The sequence below is a fragment of the Nocardia heshunensis genome (assembly GCF_054782115.1).
The window spans coordinates 824,107-841,544 of record NZ_BAAGTC010000002.1; the positions used below are offsets into that span (position 1 = coordinate 824,107).

Annotated in this window: 19 protein-coding genes; 9 read left to right on the forward strand and 10 right to left on the reverse strand. The window is 67.1% G+C overall.

Annotated features, from left to right (window positions below; genetic code table 11):
• Positions 1–2 precede the first annotated feature (2 nt).
• Both ACYVN4_RS03940 and ACYVN4_RS03945 read right to left on the reverse strand, forming a co-directional pair.
• Positions 3–602 (reverse strand): TetR/AcrR family transcriptional regulator, encoded by a 600-nt coding sequence (locus tag ACYVN4_RS03940; protein ID WP_460717824.1) that lies wholly within the window; start codon positions 600–602, stop codon positions 3–5.
• Between the two features lie 134 nt (positions 603–736).
• A complete protein-coding gene (locus tag ACYVN4_RS03945; RefSeq protein ID WP_460717825.1) occupies positions 737–1,357 on the reverse strand; it encodes a TetR/AcrR family transcriptional regulator in 621 nt (206 codons plus the stop codon).
• 76 nt (positions 1,358–1,433) lie between these two features.
• On the opposite strand from ACYVN4_RS03945, the gene ACYVN4_RS03950 reads away from it, so the two are divergent.
• The 4 genes from ACYVN4_RS03950 (at position 1,434) to ACYVN4_RS03965 (ending at position 5,151) form a co-directional block, all read left to right on the forward strand.
• Positions 1,434–2,753, forward strand: a complete 1,320-nt coding sequence (locus ACYVN4_RS03950; RefSeq protein ID WP_460717826.1) for a YhgE/Pip domain-containing protein — start codon at positions 1,434–1,436, stop codon at positions 2,751–2,753.
• Between the two features lie 98 nt (positions 2,754–2,851).
• Positions 2,852–3,544, forward strand: coding sequence for a GAF and ANTAR domain-containing protein (locus tag ACYVN4_RS03955; protein WP_460717827.1), 693 nt, complete (start codon positions 2,852–2,854; stop codon positions 3,542–3,544).
• A gap of 112 nt (positions 3,545–3,656) precedes the next feature.
• The gene (locus ACYVN4_RS03960; RefSeq protein ID WP_460717828.1) at positions 3,657–4,367 is read left to right on the forward strand and encodes an ANTAR domain-containing protein; all 711 of its coding nucleotides are present in this window, start codon (positions 3,657–3,659) and stop codon (positions 4,365–4,367) included.
• Between the two features lie 166 nt (positions 4,368–4,533).
• Positions 4,534–5,151, forward strand: a complete 618-nt coding sequence (locus ACYVN4_RS03965; protein ID WP_460717829.1) for a sigma-70 family RNA polymerase sigma factor — start codon at positions 4,534–4,536, stop codon at positions 5,149–5,151.
• Between the two features lie 6 nt (positions 5,152–5,157).
• Here the strand turns inward: ACYVN4_RS03965 and ACYVN4_RS03970 are convergent, their stop codons facing one another.
• From ACYVN4_RS03970 to ACYVN4_RS04000, 7 genes are all read right to left on the reverse strand, one after another.
• Positions 5,158–6,660, reverse strand: coding sequence for an MFS transporter (locus ACYVN4_RS03970; protein ID WP_460717830.1), 1,503 nt, complete (start codon positions 6,658–6,660; stop codon positions 5,158–5,160).
• Positions 6,661–6,730: 70 nt separating this feature from the next.
• Positions 6,731–7,126: a large conductance mechanosensitive channel protein MscL gene (gene mscL, locus ACYVN4_RS03975; RefSeq protein WP_460717831.1), complete on the reverse strand. Its 396-nt coding sequence runs from the start codon at positions 7,124–7,126 to the stop codon at positions 6,731–6,733.
• Positions 7,127–7,176: 50 nt separating this feature from the next.
• The gene (locus ACYVN4_RS03980) at positions 7,177–8,739 is read right to left on the reverse strand and encodes a BCCT family transporter (RefSeq protein ID WP_460717832.1); all 1,563 of its coding nucleotides are present in this window, start codon (positions 8,737–8,739) and stop codon (positions 7,177–7,179) included.
• Positions 8,739–9,101, reverse strand: coding sequence for a hypothetical protein (locus ACYVN4_RS03985; RefSeq protein WP_460717833.1), 363 nt, complete (start codon positions 9,099–9,101; stop codon positions 8,739–8,741). The genes ACYVN4_RS03980 and ACYVN4_RS03985 overlap by 1 nt, the downstream gene beginning before the upstream one ends.
• Positions 9,102–9,114: 13 nt before the next feature.
• Positions 9,115–9,309, reverse strand: a complete 195-nt coding sequence (locus ACYVN4_RS03990; RefSeq protein ID WP_460717834.1) for a hypothetical protein — start codon at positions 9,307–9,309, stop codon at positions 9,115–9,117.
• A gap of 85 nt (positions 9,310–9,394) precedes the next feature.
• Complete coding sequence (locus tag ACYVN4_RS03995) at positions 9,395–10,693, reverse strand: D-arabinono-1,4-lactone oxidase (protein ID WP_460717836.1); 1,299 nt, start codon at positions 10,691–10,693, stop codon at positions 9,395–9,397.
• A 33-nt stretch (positions 10,694–10,726) separates the two neighbouring features.
• Positions 10,727–11,401: a TetR/AcrR family transcriptional regulator gene (locus tag ACYVN4_RS04000; RefSeq protein WP_460717837.1), complete on the reverse strand. Its 675-nt coding sequence runs from the start codon at positions 11,399–11,401 to the stop codon at positions 10,727–10,729.
• Positions 11,402–11,519: 118 nt separating this feature from the next.
• On the opposite strand from ACYVN4_RS04000, the gene ACYVN4_RS04005 reads away from it, so the two are divergent.
• Positions 11,520–13,016, forward strand: a complete 1,497-nt coding sequence (locus tag ACYVN4_RS04005) for an MFS transporter (RefSeq protein WP_460717838.1) — start codon at positions 11,520–11,522, stop codon at positions 13,014–13,016.
• A 90-nt stretch (positions 13,017–13,106) separates the two neighbouring features.
• Here the strand turns inward: ACYVN4_RS04005 and ACYVN4_RS04010 are convergent, their stop codons facing one another.
• The gene (locus ACYVN4_RS04010; RefSeq protein WP_460718359.1) at positions 13,107–14,297 is read right to left on the reverse strand and encodes a lipase family protein; all 1,191 of its coding nucleotides are present in this window, start codon (positions 14,295–14,297) and stop codon (positions 13,107–13,109) included.
• A 134-nt stretch (positions 14,298–14,431) separates the two neighbouring features.
• On the opposite strand from ACYVN4_RS04010, the gene crcB (ACYVN4_RS04015) reads away from it, so the two are divergent.
• The 4 genes from crcB (ACYVN4_RS04015) to pgm are packed head-to-tail and all read left to right on the forward strand — an operon-like array spanning position 14,432 to position 17,256.
• Positions 14,432–14,863 (forward strand): fluoride efflux transporter CrcB, encoded by a 432-nt coding sequence (gene crcB, locus ACYVN4_RS04015; protein ID WP_460717839.1) that lies wholly within the window; start codon positions 14,432–14,434, stop codon positions 14,861–14,863.
• Positions 14,856–15,200 (forward strand): DUF190 domain-containing protein, encoded by a 345-nt coding sequence (locus ACYVN4_RS04020; RefSeq protein WP_379361160.1) that lies wholly within the window; start codon positions 14,856–14,858, stop codon positions 15,198–15,200. The genes crcB (ACYVN4_RS04015) and ACYVN4_RS04020 overlap by 8 nt, the downstream gene beginning before the upstream one ends.
• Before the next feature lie 11 nt (positions 15,201–15,211).
• The gene (crcB, locus tag ACYVN4_RS04025) at positions 15,212–15,559 is read left to right on the forward strand and encodes a fluoride efflux transporter CrcB (protein WP_460717840.1); all 348 of its coding nucleotides are present in this window, start codon (positions 15,212–15,214) and stop codon (positions 15,557–15,559) included.
• Between the two features lie 47 nt (positions 15,560–15,606).
• The gene (gene pgm, locus ACYVN4_RS04030; protein WP_460717841.1) at positions 15,607–17,256 is read left to right on the forward strand and encodes a phosphoglucomutase (alpha-D-glucose-1,6-bisphosphate-dependent); all 1,650 of its coding nucleotides are present in this window, start codon (positions 15,607–15,609) and stop codon (positions 17,254–17,256) included.
• Positions 17,257–17,438: the final 182 nt, after the last annotated feature.

Sequence of the window (17,438 nt, forward strand, 5' to 3'; positions counted from 1 at the left end):
GGCTAGGCGGGATCGCGACTGATGAGCGAGACAGCCATGGGGACCAGCACGTCCACCAGCTCGCCGACCGGTGGACGTGGGTCCGACAGCAGCCATTCGTGGGCGAGACCGTTGATCGCGCCGATCAGGGCACTGCCCGCGAGTTCCGCATTGCCGCGGATGGTGGCGTTGGATCCCGCCAACGGCCCGATGGCCAGGCGGATGGTGTCGACCCAGGCGTGGCGGCGGTCGCGGCGGTGTCGTTCCATCCCTTCGCTCACGCCGACCACCTCGACGAAGGCGACCTTCGCGCGAAACGGGTCCGCGCCGATGGAGTTCAGGAACGCGGTCAGCGCCTGGGTCACGGTGTCGGCGGGGTCCGGGTCGGGGCCCATGGTGCTCACCGCGGTCGCCAGGGCGAGCGCGGCCATGTCCTGGATCTGGTCGTACGCCGCGACCAGGACGTCCTCGCGGGTCTGGAACTCCTCGTAGAACTGGCGTTTGGAGAGTCCGGCGGCCGCGCAGACATCCGCCAGTGAACAGTTGGCGTAGCCGCGCTCACCGAAGATGTGGATGGCGGCGTCGAGGAAACGCTGCCGGCGTTCGGCTTTTCGTTCGGTCACGGCGCGTCCGCCGTACTGCCTGCCTTCGATCGTCACTGTCGTTTCTCGATTGCCACGCCCGAAAGGTTACGGGTGAATGCTTCACCTCGGCGTCGGGGACGCAATCGGGGCTCAGCGTCGCGGGCGCATCGGACTCAGCGTCGCGGGCGCAAACCGTCCATCATGTGGCCGACCATCTCGTCGAAGAGGCTGTCTGCCTCCTCGCCGGGAACCAGTCCGGAGCCGAGGATGGCGGCCAGCCCGTGCAGCGCGGCCACCGCGGACAGGCAGATGCGGCGCGGCTCGCCTGGCACCACCTCGCCACCGGCCTGCGCGTCGGCGACCATCTCGATCGGCACGGCGAAGGCGTGGGCCGCGGCCTCGCCGATGGCGACGCTGGGACTGTTCTTGCGCGCGAACATCAGGGCCAGCAGGGCCGGATTGTCGATGGCGAAACGCAGATAGGCGTGGGCCATGGCGCGCAGCCGCTCGGGGAAGGTGCCGGTGGCGGCGGCCTGCTCGAATCCGGCTGCCAGCCGGTCGAATCCGGCCACGGTCAGGGCGTCCAGCAGGGCCTGCTTGTCGCGGAAGTGGCGGCTCGGCGCGGCGTGGCTGACGCCGGTGTCGCGGGCGAGCTGGCGCAGCGACAGACCGTCCACGCCGACCGCGCCGAGGGTCTCCTCGGCGCGGCGCAGCAGTTCGGCGCGCAGGTCTCCGTGGTGGTAGGAACGCGCGCGCTCCGCCACGGTGCGGGCCTTGCGCTTGGCGATGGTCATGGTGAGAGCAGGATATCGGACACACTCGCCTATGTTGACGTTGACTACTTTGTTGTCGCTGCCTACATTCAGTCGCATGACGAAAGACGGTGCGCCCGTGACGGGCAAGGTCCCGCTGCGCGGCTGGTTCGCCCCCGCGCTGGTGCTGACCGTGCTCGCGGCCCTGATCGGCACCATGTACCTCGGCTACACCTCCGATCCGGAGAAGAACCTGCACGACTTCCCGATCGCCCTGGTCAATCAGGACGTGGGCGACGTGATGAACGGCAAGACCGTCAATGTCGGCGACCAGATCGCGGCCGCGCTGACCGAGAAGATCCCGGCCGACAAGATCGATCTGCGGGTGGTCGGCATCAACGAGGCCCGCCAGCAGTTGAGCAACGGCCAGATCTACGGCGCCATCATCATTCCCGGCGACTTCACCAAGCGTCTGTCCATTCTCGGCGCGGCCGCGGTGGTGCCCGGCGACATCGAGCGCCCGGTGATCACCGTGCAGACCAATCCGCGTGCGGGCACCTACGCCTCCTCGATCATGCAGCGGGTCAGCGACCGGGCCATGGCCACGGTCAATACGACCGTCGGTGCGCAGTTGACCGATCAGGTGAAGGCCGCGCTGGCACCGCACGACGGCGCGCCCGCCACCGAATTGAGCGGCGCCGCACGGTTGCAGCTGGCCCAGCCCATCGACGTGGTGGTCAGTCCGTATCGACCGCTGCCCGCCGGGACCGGGCAGGGGCTGTCGGCCTTCTTCTACACGCTGGTGCTGTTGTTCGCGGGCTTCAGCGGGGCCATGATCATCCACTCGATGATCGACAATGTGCTCGGTTACCTGCCCGCCGAATACGGTCCGTGGTTCCGTGCGCCCGAGCCGACCTCCATCAGCCGCTGGCGCACGTTGTTGATCAAGTGGACCATCGCCGCGCTCACCGCGCCGGTGCTCTCGGGCATGTTCATGGGCATCGCCCGGCTCTTCGGCATGCCGATCGATCAGCCGCTGCCGCTGTTCCTCTACGGCACGCTGGCCATCATCGCGGTCGCGATCACCGGGCTGTCGGTGCTGGCGGCGTTCGGGACCATGGGCCTGCTGATCAATATGATCGTGTTCGTGGTGCTGGGCCTGCCGTCCTCGTCGGGTTCGATTCCGGTCGAGGCGATTCCGCGCTGGATCGCGGCGCTGTCGAGCTTCGAGCCGATGCATCAGATCTATCTGTCGGTGCGGGCGATCCTGTTCTTCGACGGGCATCTGGAGGCGGGGTTGAGCACCGGGATCTGGATGACGTTGTTCGGGCTGGGATTCGGCCTGGCGCTGGGTGCTCTGGCCACCCATACCTACGACCTGCGGGGCCTGTATCGCCTGGGTATTCCGCACCGCGCGGAATCGGGCCACCCCCAGTGACTTTCGGCCCTGTTCGTTGTCGAGCTGTGACAGTGATACTGGCCCCGGGCACCGAATAACTCATCGCCGGGCGATGATTGTGGGGCGGTTCGATGGTGATGGCTTCGTCGCAGTTCGACCAGTTGACGGGACAGTTCCTGCGTGCCGTGCGGGATGCGGGCGGCGGACTGGTCGCCGTCTGTTCCGCCTGCGTGCGGGTGCTGCCGGTACGGCGGGCCGCCATCGTGCTGGAAGAGCGCGACGCGGGCATGCAACCCTGGTGCGCCAGTGACGAATTCGCCGAACGGGTGGAGCTCGCGCAGGCTACGGCGGGCGAGGGCCCCGCGGTCACGGCGGTGGCCGACGGGGTGCCGGTGGTGGTCTCGGAGTTGAGCGTGGACTGCGAGCACTGGCCGGGCTTCGCGGAGGCGCTGGCGGCGTCGCCGGGAGCGCTGCCGGGGTCGATGTTCGCGGTGCCGTTGCGGCTGGGGTCGATTCGGCTCGGGGCGGTGGATCTGTACCGGGACACCGTCGGCCGTCCGGGGCCGCGCCTGTTGTCGGCGGCGCTGCACATCGCCGATCTGGTGACCGCCAGCCTGGTGCTGGCCACCGGGGACGAGGCGCAGCAGTGGGCACAGCCCTTGTCCAGCAGATGGATTCACCAGGCGGCGGGCATGACCAGCGCGCAACTGGGCATCGATATCGCCGACGCCTATGCCCGCCTGCGTGGATACGCCTTCACGCACGGGCTTTCGCTGGTGGAGGTGGCGCGGCGGGTGGTGGAGCGCAGCATTCGGATCGAGGCGGAATGAGCGCAACTGTTCCGCGCCACCCCGCCGGGCCAATACCATGAGCTGAACGGCAAGAGCGGCACAGGAACTTACGTGGCGGGCGCGATGGCGCTCGCCGAGCGGGGTGATGGCGGTGTCCGACAGTGAGTTGCTGGTGGCGGTACTGGCGAGGTTCGCGCGGCTGCTACCGGCGGCACACGAACTGCCACGGATTCTGGACGAATTGATGCGCAGTGCCATCGATGTGCTGGAACCGGGTGGTGTGACGGTGGCGCTGTCCCCGCAATTACGAGGCGACCGGTCCGAATTCTTTGCCAGTATGCCCGAGGAACTGCTGGATCTCGAGGTCTGCCAGCGGGATTACGAACGCGGGCCGGGTGTGGTGGCGCACGCCTGCGGGGCCCCGGTGACCGTCACCGAGTTGGACAGCTACGGCGATCTCTGGCCGGAATACACGAGTCTGGCTGGGCAGCACCGGATTTCCTCGGTGGCCGCCATTCCCATGCGCCTCGACGAGACCGAAGCCGGTGTGCTGAGCTTGTATTCGCGCGCACCACGGACCTGGACCGGGAAGGATCTGTCGGTGGCCACCCTGCTGGCGGGCATGGCCACCGGGCATATCGTCACCGCGAATCTGGTGGCGCGCCACCGACGGGTGACCGAGCAGCTACAGCACGCGCTGTCCACCCGGATCGTGGTCGAGCAGGCCAAAGGCGTGATCGCGCACGCACATCACACCACGCCCGATGCGGCCTTCGAACTGATCCGCGCGCACGCTCGGCGCAACCGGGTGACCGTGCACGCGGTGGCCCAGGGGATAGTCGAACTGGGCCTGCATATTTGAGCCTCGGCGGGTTTCGCGGGATTGTATACGGTTAATTGGAACGCGTTTCGGTGCTGGCGAGCCGGGCGTAGCCTGGACTGTTGGCGGAATCGAAAGCCCCTGTCCCCGGCCGGTTTCCGTGCGCAGTATCGACCGTCCCAGTCCTCGACGGCTCGTATCGACATGTGTGCTCGATAACGTCGATCTGGGGGCGAACGTGAATTCCTCACGTCTATCGCAATCTGCCCATGCGGCCCGTAGCCGCAGAAGCAGCGAATTCGATCAACTCGTAGGCCGCATCGCGCAGGGTGACCGCGCTGCCTACGAAGAGCTCTACCGCCGGACCCGCGGGCTCATCTACACCCGCGTGCTGAACATCCTGTGCGACACCGGATATGCCGAAGAAACCTGTCACGAGGTCTATCTGCAGGTCTGGCGCAGCGCCGCCGGCTTCGACCCGACCCGCGGCAATGCGCTGACCTGGCTCACCACCCTGGCCCACCATCAGGCGGTGGATCGGGTGCGCCGCGAGTGCACCGCGGCCGGGCACGAACACCGTTGGGGGGTTTGCGATTACCGTCCTGCCACCGATGTGGTGGCCGAGGAGATCCTGCGGCGGCAGGAGGAGCGGGCCATCCGGCGCGGATTGGCCACGCTCACACCGTATCAGCGGGAATCGGTGGTGCTCGCCTTCTACGGCGGGCTCACCTACGCGCAGGTGGCCGCGCAGTTGGGGATCGGGCTGCCCGCGGTGAAGGCGCGTATCCGTTCCGGGTTGGCGCAGCTGAAACTGTCACTGGCGTAATGACTCTCAGTGCGCGGAGGTGGCCTTGAAGCCGCGCGGAACCAGAATCACCGTCAGCACCGCCACCGAGCCCACCATGGCGGTCGAGATCCAGGAGGTGGTGGTGAGCGCCGAATCGTAGGCGTGCTGGGCGATGCTGAGCACCTGCTGCCCGGTAGTGCCGCCGATCTTGTCGGCGACGTAGGCCGCACCGCCCACCGAGCCTTGCGCATCGGCCAGATCGTCGCCCTGCAGCGGTAATCCGGTCATGTGCGAGGTGAACAGGCGGCCGTGAATGCTGCCCAGCAGCGCCACGCCCAGACCGATGCCGAGCTCGTAATTGGTCTCCTCGACCGCGCCCGCCTGGCCCGCGCGTTCGGGCGGGACCGCGGACACCAGCACCGCGGCGGCCGTGGTGATCGCGATGCCGTCGCCGATGCCGAGGCAGACCAGGATGAACGCCACCAGCGGATAGGTGGTGTCGGGCACCGCGGCCAGCACCGCGAAACCCGTTGCCAGCGCGCCCAAGGCGAAACCCATGAGGGCGCGCACGCCCACGTGCTGCATGAGCCACGGGGTGGCCAGCGAGCCGAGCAGGGTCGCGATGGCGGCGGGCAGGGTGCGCACACCGGCCTGCGAGGGCGAGTAGCCGTGAATGTATTGCAGCCACAACGAGATCAGGAACAGGGCCGCGCCGATGGCGAGCATCGCCAGCAGGGTGGCCAGCGCCGCGGCAGTGAACGCGCGATTTTTGAACAGCCGCACGTCCAGCAGCGGGTCCGGCGAGCGCAACTGGCGATAGGCGAAGTACCCGAGCAGGACGAAAGCCGCGACCAGGATCACCAGGTCTATCAGCGCCGGATTGCCCTTGGCCACATGCTTGATGCCCCAGGCGAGGGCCACGACGCCGAGCACGGACGCCACCGCGCTGATCCAGTCCAGGCGGCCGTGGCCCGGCGCCCGGTACTCCGGGAGCAGCCACAGTCCGGCCGCGACCGTGATGATGACCACGGGCACGTTCAGCCAGAAGGCCGCCGACCAACCGAACGCCTCGACCAGATGGCCACCGACCAGCGGGCCGATGGCGGCACCCGCGCCCGCGACGGACGCCCAGATGCCGATGGCCAGGGTGCGTTCCTTGTCATCGGTGAAGATATTGCGGATCAGCGAGAGGGTGGACGGCATCACCATGGCGCCGCCGACGCCCAGCAGCGCGCGGCCCGCAATCAGCTGGGCGGGTGCGTGGGCGGTGGCGGCGACGATGGAGGCCAGGCCGAAAAGCACGAAGCCGGAGAGGAACAACCGCTTGCGACCGTAGCGGTCGCTGATCGCGCCGCAGGTGATGAGCAGGCCGCCGAGCACCAGGCCGTACAGGTCGACGATCCAAAGCTGTTCCATGGGACTGGGTTCCATGTGATCGATGAGCGACGGCAGCGCGACATTGAGGATCGTCGCGTCCATCGCCACCAGCAGCAGGCTCGCGCACAGCACGGCGAGCATGGCCCACCGGCTCGCCGGGGCGGATGCCATGAATGTCTCCTCTAGGCTTCGGTCGAGCTGCTGGCAACAACTCGGCTAAGCCTAGTGGAGACTCCCGGACCTACTTGTTCGCGTTCTGCTTGGCCAGCAGGTCGCGGATCTCGGTGAGCAGTTCCAGCTCGGTCGGATCGGCCTTCACCGCGGTGGGCTTGGCGAGCCGGTTCTGGAAGGTCTTCATCGGCAGGATGAGCACGAAGTAGAGGACCGCCGCCACGCAGACGAAGTTGATCGCGGCACTGATGATCGGGCCCAGCGCCACGAAGGTGGACGGCTTGTCGGCCAGCAACTGGAAGCCCAGACCGAATTCCTTGTTGCCGCCCAGGGTCGCGAGCAGCGGTTCGATCACACCCTTGGTCACCGAGGTGACGATGGCGGTGAAGGCGGTACCCATGACGACGGCCACCGCAAGATCGATGACATTGCCCCTCATCAGGAAGTCTTTGAAGCCTTTGAACATGACGCGGTGAATCCAATCCGAGACGTTTTCGTAATCTTCCGGATGGAAGTCTAAAGGGCCTCGAGGCGGAAAGTGCGCACCAACGCCACACACATCGCGAGCATGACGACACTGAACGGCAGGGCTATGAGAATCGCCACGGTCTGCAAGGTCGTCAAGGCTGTCGCGCCGGTGCCGCTGGCCACCAGCAACGCGACCGCTACCGCGCCTTGGGTGCATGTCCAGAAGGCCCGGCTCCAGGTCGGCGGCTCCGGATTGCCGCCCGAGGACAGCATGTTCACCACCAGCGCGCCGGAGTCGGCGGACGTGACGAAGAACAACACGATCACCAGCACGGCCAGGCCCGCGGTGACCGATCCACCCGGCAGCGTATTGAGCAGCGCGAACAGCGAACTGTCGCGATCGGGACCGTCCGGTCCGACCAGTCCACCGCCGCCGAGCATTTCGCGATGCAGGGCCGCGCCGCCGAAGACCTCGAACCAGACGAAGGTCAGCACCGTCGGCACCAGCAGCACGCCCGCCACGAACTCCCGCACGGTGCGGCCGCGCGAAATGCGCGCGATGAACACACCGACGAACGGGGCCCAGCTGATCCACCAGCCCCAGTAGAAGACCGTCCACTGCTGGGTCCACGCGGTGCCGGCCGGGCCCTCGGTCGCGCCGGTGTAGAGGCTGATCTTGGGCAGCGTCTGCAGGTACTGGCCGATGTTCTGCACCAGGTCGTTGACGATGAACAGGGTCGGACCGGCGATCAGCACGTAGAGCAGCAGCAGCCCGGCCACGCCCATGTTCGCCTGCGACAGCAGCTTGATGCCCTTGTCCACCCCGGTCGCCACCGACACCGTGGCCAGCGCGGTCACCACGACCACCAGCACCACCTGCAGGCCCTTGCCCGGTTCGTGCAGCCAGCCTTGGTAATTCAGCCCGGCCGAGATCTGCAGCACGCCCAGGCCCAGCGAGGTGGCCACGCCGAAGACCGTGCCGATCACCGCCACGATGTCGATGACATCGCCGCGCCAGCCGCGAATCCGGTCGCCGACAAGCGATTCCAGCGACCACCGGATCGACACCGGCCGGCCCTTGCGATGAATGGAGTACGCGATGGCCAGCCCGACCACCACGTAGATGGCCCACGGGTGGATGCCCCAGTGCAGAAACGTCTGCACCATGGCCGAATCCGCGCGCTGCGCGGGCGTCGAGCCGACGCCGGGCCGGGGATCCTCGTAGTGGAACAGCGGCTCGGCCACGCCCCAGAACACCAGGCCGATGCCCATGCCCGCCGCGAACAGCATGGAAAGCCAAGCGCCCAGCGAGTATTCGGCCTTCTCGCCGTCCTCACCGAGGGAGATATCGCCGAATCGGCCCAGCCCCAGCCAGATCGCGAACACCACGAACAGCGTGACGATCACGATGTAGTACCAGCCGAATCCGCCGATCACATTGTCCTGCAGGGCTTTCGCCTGCCGGGCGGCGGTGTCGCGGAAGATGATGGCGTAGAGGGTGAACGCGGTGACCACGATGGCGGCGGGCCAGAAGACCCGGGGCGCCACCGCCGCGCGGTGATGGACGGAAACCGATTCCGGGTCGGTCGACCCGGAATCGGTGCGTCCCACTACTTTCCCGTCCTGTTCTTCACGGCGGTGACGATCTCGTTCACTGCCGCCAGGACGTCCTGGGCGGCGTGGTCCAGATTGGCCCGCACCTGTTCCAGGGTGGATTGCAGATCTTCGGGAGTGATCTTGTCGGCGAATGCCTTCGCCATATCGGCGAGATCGGCGGCCGCGTTCTGGGCACGGTCGGCGAGTTCGGCGGCGGCGCCACTGGCCCGTTCGGCCAGTTGCCCGGCGGCGGCCTCGGCGCGGTCCCGCAGATCGGCGGCGGTGACCCCGAGATCGGTGGTCAGGTCGTCGGCGGTGGTGCGCAGGTCGTCGGCGAGACGTTCGGCGTTGGCGTCGAAGTCGTCATTCGTCGGCATCGTCGCTGGTCCCTTACTTCGATCCGCCGCCCAGTTTCTCCTTGATCTTGTCCATGAAGCCGCCGACCTTCTCCTTCATGTCCTCGCCCGCGTGCTGCATGTCGTCGCGCGCCTTGTCGGCTGCCTCGCGCGCTTTGTCGCTCATGTCCTGGGCAGCGGCCGTGGCCTGGTCACCGGCCTCGTTCATCTTGTCGCCGAAAGAAGACATCGGAACCTCCCTACGTTGGTCACGCTCGGGGCAGATGCAGCGATCTTTCAGCAACCGATACTAGTCCTGTTTCAGTTCTTCGGGTTCAGTTCACCGGGCCGAGTACGCGTTCGATGTAGGCGTTGGTGAACCGGCCCTTGGGGTCGAAACGGCGACGGACCTCGGCGAACTTCTCCCACTCCGGGTAGCGCTCACGCAGCGTGTCGGCGGTCTGGAAGTGTCGCTTGCCCCAGTGCGGGCGGCCGTTGTAGCGATCGAAAACCCGTTCGCAGGCACGGAAATACGGTTCGTAGTCCATGCCCTGGTACTGGTGCACCGCGATGTAGCAGGTCTCGCGGCCACCGGCGGGGGAGAGGAAGGCGTCGTCGGGGGCGACCCAGCGGACCTCGATCGGCATCGCCGTGTCGAAGTGCTTGGCCACCTCCTTGATCTCGCGGATCGCGTCGACCGAATGCTCGCGCGGCAGTGCGTATTCCATCTCGGTGAAGCGGAACAGCCGGGGGCTGGCGAAGACCCGGTAGGAGCGTTCGACCTGGCGGCGGTAGCTGCCCGCGTAGGCGGCGGCGCGCTGGATGGTGGGGATCAGGCTGGGGCGCCGGCGGGTCAGTCGGCACAGGGCGTCGAAGGTGTAGTTGGTCATCAGGATGTCGGAGAACCAGTCCACGGCTTTGCCGCGCGGTTGCTCCGGCAGGTCGACGGTGTTGTTGCGCTTGGTCATCGCGAGGGGGCTGTGCGCGAACATGTAGAACTCGAAGTGCTCGTTGCCGTCGACGTGGGTGTCCAGATCGGCGAGCACCTCCTCCACCGGCAGCGGCCGCTCCACGCCCTCGAGCACGAACGACGGCACCATCTGCAGGGTGACGGCGGTGACCACGCCGAGCGCGCCCACATTCACCCGCGCGGCGCGCCAGCCATCCGGATCGGTCTGCTCGTTGAGCTCGACGGTGCTGCCGTCGGCGAGCATGAGTTCCACCGATTGCAGTGCGGCGGAAAGGTTCTGGAGCTTGGAACCGGTCCCGTGGGTGCCGGTGGCCGTTGCGCCCGCGATCGACTGCACGTCGATGTCACCGAGGTTGGGGAAGGCCAGGCCCAGCGGGTGCAGCGCATTGCTGGCGGCGTTGAGCGTCAGACCGGCCTCGGCGCGGACCAGGCCGGTGGCGCGGTCCACGTGCAGGATGCGGTCGAGCTTGTTGAGGCGCATGAGCGTGCCGTCGGTGAGCACGGTCTCGGTGAAGGAATGCCCGGACCCCGCGACCCGGACGGTATGGCCTTTCGCCTCGGCTTGCGCCAGTACTGCCGCGACGTCCTCGGGCGAGCTGGGTTCGGCAATGGACGCCGGAGTACAGCTCTGATCTCCGGCCCAGTTCACCCAAGAGTTGGTCATGCGACCAACTCTAAACCGGGAGTGTGATGTCCGCTACCGTTTGCGCGGTGGGCACGCCGCGGCTTTCGCGCGTTCCACCTCGTCTTCGGTCAATGGGGGTTGAGTCAGCGGCATGCGCGGCACGCCGTCGCCGCGGACGCCATTGAGGATCAGCGCCATATAGCGCTCCCAGACGTCCGGATTGACCGGCCGGGCGAAGCCCGCGATGCCGTCGACCATGTTGACCATGGCGAAGAAATCGCCCGCCTCGACATCGGGCTGCAGCGCGCCGACGTCCTTGGCGCGCTGGATGACCGCCTGCATGCCGGGTCGAATGCGGTCCTTCATGACGCAGAAGCGGTCCATGCTGTCGTGTAGTTCGAGGATGACCTCGCCGAAACCGCGGTTGACCGCGATGTGCCGGCACGAGTACTCGAACAGATCGACCAGGCCCTGCCAGGGATCCGGGTGGTGCAGTGCCACATCCACGGCCCCGCCGAGTTCGGTGACCATCTGGTCGAAGACCTCGGAGATGAGCTCCTGCTTGTTGGCGAAGCGGCGGTAGACCGTGCCGACGCCGACGCCTGCCCGCTCGGCCACGTCGTCGAGGGTGACCTCGAGTCCGCGATCGGCGAACAGCTCGCGGGCGGCCGCGATGATGCGCTGTTGATTGCGGGCGGCGTCCGCGCGCAGACGCCGAGGTGGTGGCGCGGTGGTGACGGGATTCACAGGTTAATCCTAACAGTAATCGGGATTATCCGGAGGCAATGTCTCCGTTTGCCATGGTAGCTTGTATCGGTAAACGGAGATGGGTTCTCCGTTAATCCTAGGGGACGAGGAAAACACCATGACAACAGCTCTCGAGAAAGACGTGGCCGCCCCCACCGCGGCCGGGCGGCGTGGATCGCACGCCCTGCGCTGGTGGGTACTGGCCGTGCTGGGCGTCGCCCAGCTGATGGTCGTGCTGGACGCGACCGTCGTGAACATCGCACTTCCGCACGCCCAGGCCGACCTCGGATTCTCCAATGGGGACCGACAGTGGGTCATCACCGGGTACGCGCTCGCGTTCGGCAGCCTGCTGCTGCTGGGCGGCCGGCTCTCCGATCTCTTCGGTCGCCGGACCACCTTCATCGTCGGGCTGGTCGGCTTCGCGGCCGCCTCGGCCATCGGCGGTGCGGCCGGGAACTTCGAGATGCTGGTCGCGTCTCGTGTCGCGCAGGGTGTGTTCGCGGCGCTGCTCGCGCCCGCCGCGTTGTCGCTACTGACCGTGACCTTCACCGAACCTTCCGAGCGTGCAAAGGCTTTCGGTATCTTCGGCGCCATCGCGGGTGCCGGTGGCGCGCTGGGTCTGCTGCTGGGCGGCGCGCTCACCGAGTGGGCCTCGTGGCGCTGGGTGATGTACGTGAACCTGGTGTTCGCGGCCATCGCGCTGGTCGGCGCGGTCCTGTTGCTGGCCAAGCACACCGCCACCGAGCGGCCCAAGCTGGACCTGCCCGGCACGCTGGCCGTCACCGCCGCACTGTTCGGCATCGTGTACGGGTTCTCGCACGCCGAATCCGACGGCTGGACCAATGGCGTGACGCTGTTCTTCCTGATCGGCGGCGTGGTACTGCTGGGCGTGTTCGTGTGGCTGGAACAGCGGGTCGCGCATCCGCTGCTGCCGCTGCGTGTGGTGCTGGACAAGACCCGTGGCGCGTCCTACGTCACCGTGTTCACCATCGGCATCGGCATGTTCGCCATGTTCCTGTTCCTGACCTACTACATGCAGCAGCAGCTGGGGTACTCGCCGATCACCACCGGTGTGGCCTTCCTGCCGATGGTCGCGGGCATGATCGCCTCGTCCACCACGGTGCCCGCCTTGCTGATCCCGCGGGTGGGTCCGAAGGTGACCGTGGTGAGCGGATTCCTGCTCGCCACACTGGGAATGGCGCTGCTGACCCGCATCGGCGTGGACACCGGCTACGCCAGCCACATCCTGCCGAGCCTGATCCTGATGGGTCTGGGTCTGGGTATGGCGATGTCCACCGCGTTCTCCGGCGCGACCTCCGGCATCGACCACCAGGACGCCGGTGTCGCCTCGGCCATGGTGAACACCAGCCAGCAGGTGGGCGGCTCGATCGGTACCGCGCTGCTGAGCACGCTGGCCGCGACCGCGTTCAACAACTATGCGGCCGACCACGTTCCGCCGTCGCCGGCGGTGCTGGCGCAGGCCGCGGTGCACAGCTACACCACCACCTTCTGGTGGGCCGCCGCGATCTTCGTGGTCGGCGCGGTGGTCACCGGGGCGATCATGCCCAACAAGGTGCCGGTGCCCGCCGAAGGCGAACCCGTTCTGGTGCACTGAGTTTCAACTCCCCTCGGACAACGGAGTCCGAAATGAAAGCGGCCCCACTCCTTTCGGAGTGGGGCCGCTTCTGTTTCCGGCTTACCGCGATCAGCGGCAGTTGCTGGGCGGGGCCAGGCCCGCGAACCGGTCGGCGAGGTAGTTCATGGCGTTGATCGCGCCCGGGAAGATGGCGGTGCCGTGGTCGGCGCCCGGGATGACGTCGAACTGGACCGGGGTGCCCGCGGCGCAGTAGCGGCCCGCCGTGTACTGGGCCAGGTTCAGCGGTACCTGGTCGCTGCCGCCGTGCCATTCGTAGAGCGGCTGGCGGATGAGCTCGGGAATGATCTCGAGCGCGTTCTCGTGGAAGGTGCTGATCAGGGCCGGGTCGTTCTCGGCGCCGGCGTGGAAGACCTCGCTGATGTGGTGGTTCGCGCCGACCGAGATGATGTCGTCCACACAGGAATTGGCCATGCGGTCGCGCATCCAGAAACCGAACGGCGTGAGCGAATCGTCGAGCCGCATCTGGGCGGGGTATTCGCGTTCCATGCCCTCGGCCACGGCGAAGCCGAGACCGAACAGGGCCTGGGGTGAATCGCCCGCTTCGATCGCCAGTTTGCCCGGATTGACGGGAACGCCGCCCTCGGCGACGCCCACGATGGGTAGCTCGGGCGCGTAGTCCGGGGCGATCGCGGCCGCGAAGCCGGTGGCCATCGCGCCGCCGGAGTATCCGGCCAGGCCGACCGGCGAATCACCCAGTCCCGCCGGGGCGAAACGCTTGACCGCGCGGATGCCGTCCAGGGTGATCTGACCACCCATGCGGGCCGCGCCGTAGGCGCTGTCGGGGCCCAGGTGGTCGGGGACGGCGATGGCCCAGCCGCGGGCCAGCAGCGCCGGGAACGCGGCGGTTTCCTTCAGGCTGCCGTCGAACAGGGCGTGCGACGGAGCGCATTGCATGCCCAGGGAATTCACGAACGGCTGATACGACAGCAACGGTCGCGGCCCGGGGCCGGGGGTGATCAGGGTGGTGACGGCCGGGATGGCCGCACCCACGGAATTGGTGGAGCGGAAGAGGATCTGCCACACGGTCGCACCGGGCCACGGGCTCGGGACCTGTCGGACATTCAGGACATCGCCGTTCTGGGCGCCACCGAGATTCCCTGCGGCGTAGTAGAACCCGTCGGGATCGGCGAAGGGGTAGACGGCTCCGGCGTGTGCCGCGGGCGCGGCGGCCATGACGGCCACCAGTACCGTGGCGATACCGAAGCCTTGGACCAGCATCTTTCTGATCGACTGCCGCACCGCCAACTTGGGCTCCTCGAGGCCGATGGGACAACACCGGGCAAGCGGCACTATCCTCGCAGTTCCGGGCTGCTGTTCGGGCTCAGCAACACGCCGAACAGCAACTATTTAGCTAATTAGAAGAAGGAGGGGTGGTGGCAGCCAAGGCCGCGGGGATCGACGCGGACGTGCTCGGTGTCATCGCCCTGGGCGGGGCCCTCGGCGCCCTCGCGCGCTACGGCATGAGCCGACTGCTGCCGCAGCGCGGTTCGATTCCGTGGCAGACCTTGGCGGTCAACGTGATCGGGTGCTTCCTGATCGGGGTACTCATGGTGTGCATCACCGAGATCTGGGTGGCGCACCGGCTGCTGCGGCCCTTCCTGGGCGTCGGCATCCTCGGCGGATTCACCACCATGTCCACCTATGCCACCGAAGTTCGTGCACTGCTCGAATCGGGCCGAATCGGCTACGGAATCGGCTACCTCGGGGGGACCGTGGTGACAGGACTGCTGGCGGTCGTGCTCGGTGTTGGTGCGACGCGATCGATATCCGGAACGGCACGACGATTGGGGGCAGGCGATGAGTGAGACTTCTCGGCACTGGGTTCCGGCGTCACGACTGACGGTGCTGCTCGGCGAGGACGACCTGTATCGGCATCGACCCCGCTATCACGAGATCGTGCGGCGCGCCCGAGATGCCGGACTGGCCGGGGCGAGCGTCTGGCGCGGCATCGAGGGATACGGAGTGTCCTCCCATATTCACACCGCGCGCCTGCTCGATCTGGCCGAGCGGCTGCCGGTGCTGGTGATGATCATCGACGACACCGCGCGGCTGCGTGCCTTCGTGGAAAGCAATGCGGACCTGCTGGATTCGGTGACCGTGGCGCTCTCACCCGTCGAAGTCTTCGACGGAGTGCGGCGGTGACGGCGCTCCTGGTGAGCCTCGGCGCGATCCTCGGAGCACCGACCAGATATCTGGTGGATCGCGCTCTGGCCCATCGATTCGATAGTGTTCTCCCCCTGGGCACACTGGCGGTGAACGTGGGCGGTTCGGCGATCCTCGGCGCGTTGATCGGTGCGGGAGCAAATCATTGGCTCCTCGCCACCGTGGGAACGGGGTTCTGCGGTGCGCTGACCACGTTCAGTACGTTCGGATACGAAACGGTTCGATTGGCCGAGGAGGGCGCTTACAGCTATGCGGTGGCGAACGTCGTGATCGGCGTCGGCGCAAGCCTGTGCGCGGCCTACCTCGGTGCCTTCCTGGGGCAGTGGGTGTGGCCGTGATTCTCATGACCAGCCGGGCACAGGCGATACGGAAGGGAGGTGCGAGCATGGCCCACGATCGAGCCGGACGACCGGCGCGGGCCACGGACCTCGAAGATATCGCGCATTTGGTGACGTCCTACTACAGCCGGATTCCTGATCCGTCCGATCCGGCGCAGCTGGTGTCCTTCGGTACTTCCGGGCATCGTGGGTCCAGTCTGGACAATGCCTTCAACGAGGCGCACATTCTGGCCATCACCCAGGCGATCGTGGAATACCGTGCGTCGCGGGGGATTACCGGGCCGGTGTATCTGGCGCGGGATACGCACGCGCTGTCGGAGCCGGCCTGGACCACGGCGCTCGAGGTGCTGGCCGCCAATGACGTCACCGCCATCATCGATTCGCGTGACCGGTATACGCCCACACCGGCTTTGAGTCATGCGGTGCTGCGGCACAATCGGGGCGGGACCCGGCATCAGGCCGACGGCATCGTGGTGACGCCCTCGCACAATCCGCCGCGCGACGGCGGGTTCAAATACAATCCGCCACACGGTGGTCCGGCCGACACCATCGCCACCGACGCCATCGCCACCCGGGCGAACGAACTGTTGCGTACCGGGCTCGCCGATGTGCGGCGCACCTCGCTCGCGCACGCGCTGGCCACCAATGTGGAGCGCTACGACTATCTGGATCGCTACATCTCGGACCTACCCAATGTGCTGAATCTGGACGCCATTCGGGGCGCCGGGATTCGGCTGGGCGCGGACCCCATGGGCGGGGCTTCCGTGGATTACTGGGAGGAGATCGGGCAGCGCTACGACCTCGAGCTCGAGGTGGTGAACCCGTTCGTCGACCCGACCTGGCGGTTCATGACGCTGGACGCGGACGGGCGGATCCGGATGGATCCGTCCTCGCGGTACGCCATGGCCTCGCTGGTGGCGATTCGCGATGATTACGACATTTCGACCGGCAACGACGCCGACGCGGACCGGCACGGGATCGTGACTCCCGATGCGGGACTGATGAATCCGAACCACTACCTGGCGGTGGCGATCGAGTACATGATCGCCAATCGGATGGGATGGGACGCGCTGACCAAGATCGGCAAGACGGTGGTGACGTCCGGCATGATCGACCGCGTGGTCGGGGTGCTCGGGCGCGACGTGTACGAGGTACCGGTCGGTTTCAAGTGGTTCGTGCCCGGATTGTTCAGCGGCAGCCTGGCTTTCGGCGGTGAGGAATCCGCCGGTGCGTCCTTCCTTCGCATGGACGGCACCGTGTGGACCACCGACAAGGACGGCATCCTGCTCGCCCTGCTGGCCGCGGAGATCACCGCCGTCACCGGGCAGAGCCCGTCCACCCGCTACGCCGAACTCGAAAAACGCTACGGCTCACCCGCCTACACCCGCATCGATGCCGCCGCTACCGCGGAACAGAAGGCCCGCCTCGCGGCGTTGACGCCGGACATGATCACCGCCACCGAAATCGCCGGCGAACCCGTCACCGCCGTCCAGACCCGCGCCCGCGGCAACGGCGCGGCCCTCGGCGGCGTCAAGGTCACCACCGAAAACGCCTGGTTCGCCGCCCGGCCCTCGGGCACCGAGGACAAATACAAGATCTACGCGGAGTCCTTCCAGGGGCCGGAGCATCTGGCCCAGGTACAGGCGGCGGCCGAGGAAATCGTCGGACAAGCCCTGTCCGGTACCTCCGGTGAATGATCGCCCGGCCCTGGGCGCGCTGCTATCCAGGCCTAGTCTCACCTCGTCCTTCCGGCGTGCTTTTGGCCGGAATCCAACGCGGCCGGGTCGAGGCGGTGGATTCGGCCCTACGGCAAGGGGATCGGTGGGTCGTGGTGGGACGGGCGTTGTGTTGAGTGGTGTGACGTGGTGAATTGGGCGTG

Bases quoted from the DNA above. Each gene is read 5' to 3' on its own strand.
- ACYVN4_RS03945 (WP_460717825.1), bottom strand. From the start codon at position 1,357: ATGACCATCGCCAAGCGCAAGGCCCGCACCGTGGCGGAGCGCGCGCGT.
- ACYVN4_RS03950 (WP_460717826.1), top strand. From the start codon at position 1,434: ATGACGAAAGACGGTGCGCCCGTGACGGGCAAGGTCCCGCTGCGCGGC.
- ACYVN4_RS03955 (WP_460717827.1), top strand. From the start codon at position 2,852: ATGGCTTCGTCGCAGTTCGACCAGTTGACGGGACAGTTCCTGCGTGCC.
- ACYVN4_RS03970 (WP_460717830.1), bottom strand. From the start codon at position 6,660: ATGGCATCCGCCCCGGCGAGCCGGTGGGCCATGCTCGCCGTGCTGTGC.
- mscL (WP_460717831.1), bottom strand. From the start codon at position 7,126: ATGTTCAAAGGCTTCAAAGACTTCCTGATGAGGGGCAATGTCATCGAT.
- ACYVN4_RS03985 (WP_460717833.1), bottom strand. From the start codon at position 9,101: ATGCCGACGAATGACGACTTCGACGCCAACGCCGAACGTCTCGCCGAC.
- ACYVN4_RS03990 (WP_460717834.1), bottom strand. From the start codon at position 9,309: ATGTCTTCTTTCGGCGACAAGATGAACGAGGCCGGTGACCAGGCCACG.
- ACYVN4_RS03995 (WP_460717836.1), bottom strand. From the start codon at position 10,693: ATGACCAACTCTTGGGTGAACTGGGCCGGAGATCAGAGCTGTACTCCG.
- ACYVN4_RS04005 (WP_460717838.1), top strand. From the start codon at position 11,520: ATGACAACAGCTCTCGAGAAAGACGTGGCCGCCCCCACCGCGGCCGGG.
- ACYVN4_RS04020 (WP_379361160.1), top strand. From the start codon at position 14,856: ATGAGTGAGACTTCTCGGCACTGGGTTCCGGCGTCACGACTGACGGTG.
- pgm (WP_460717841.1), top strand. From the start codon at position 15,607: ATGGCCCACGATCGAGCCGGACGACCGGCGCGGGCCACGGACCTCGAA.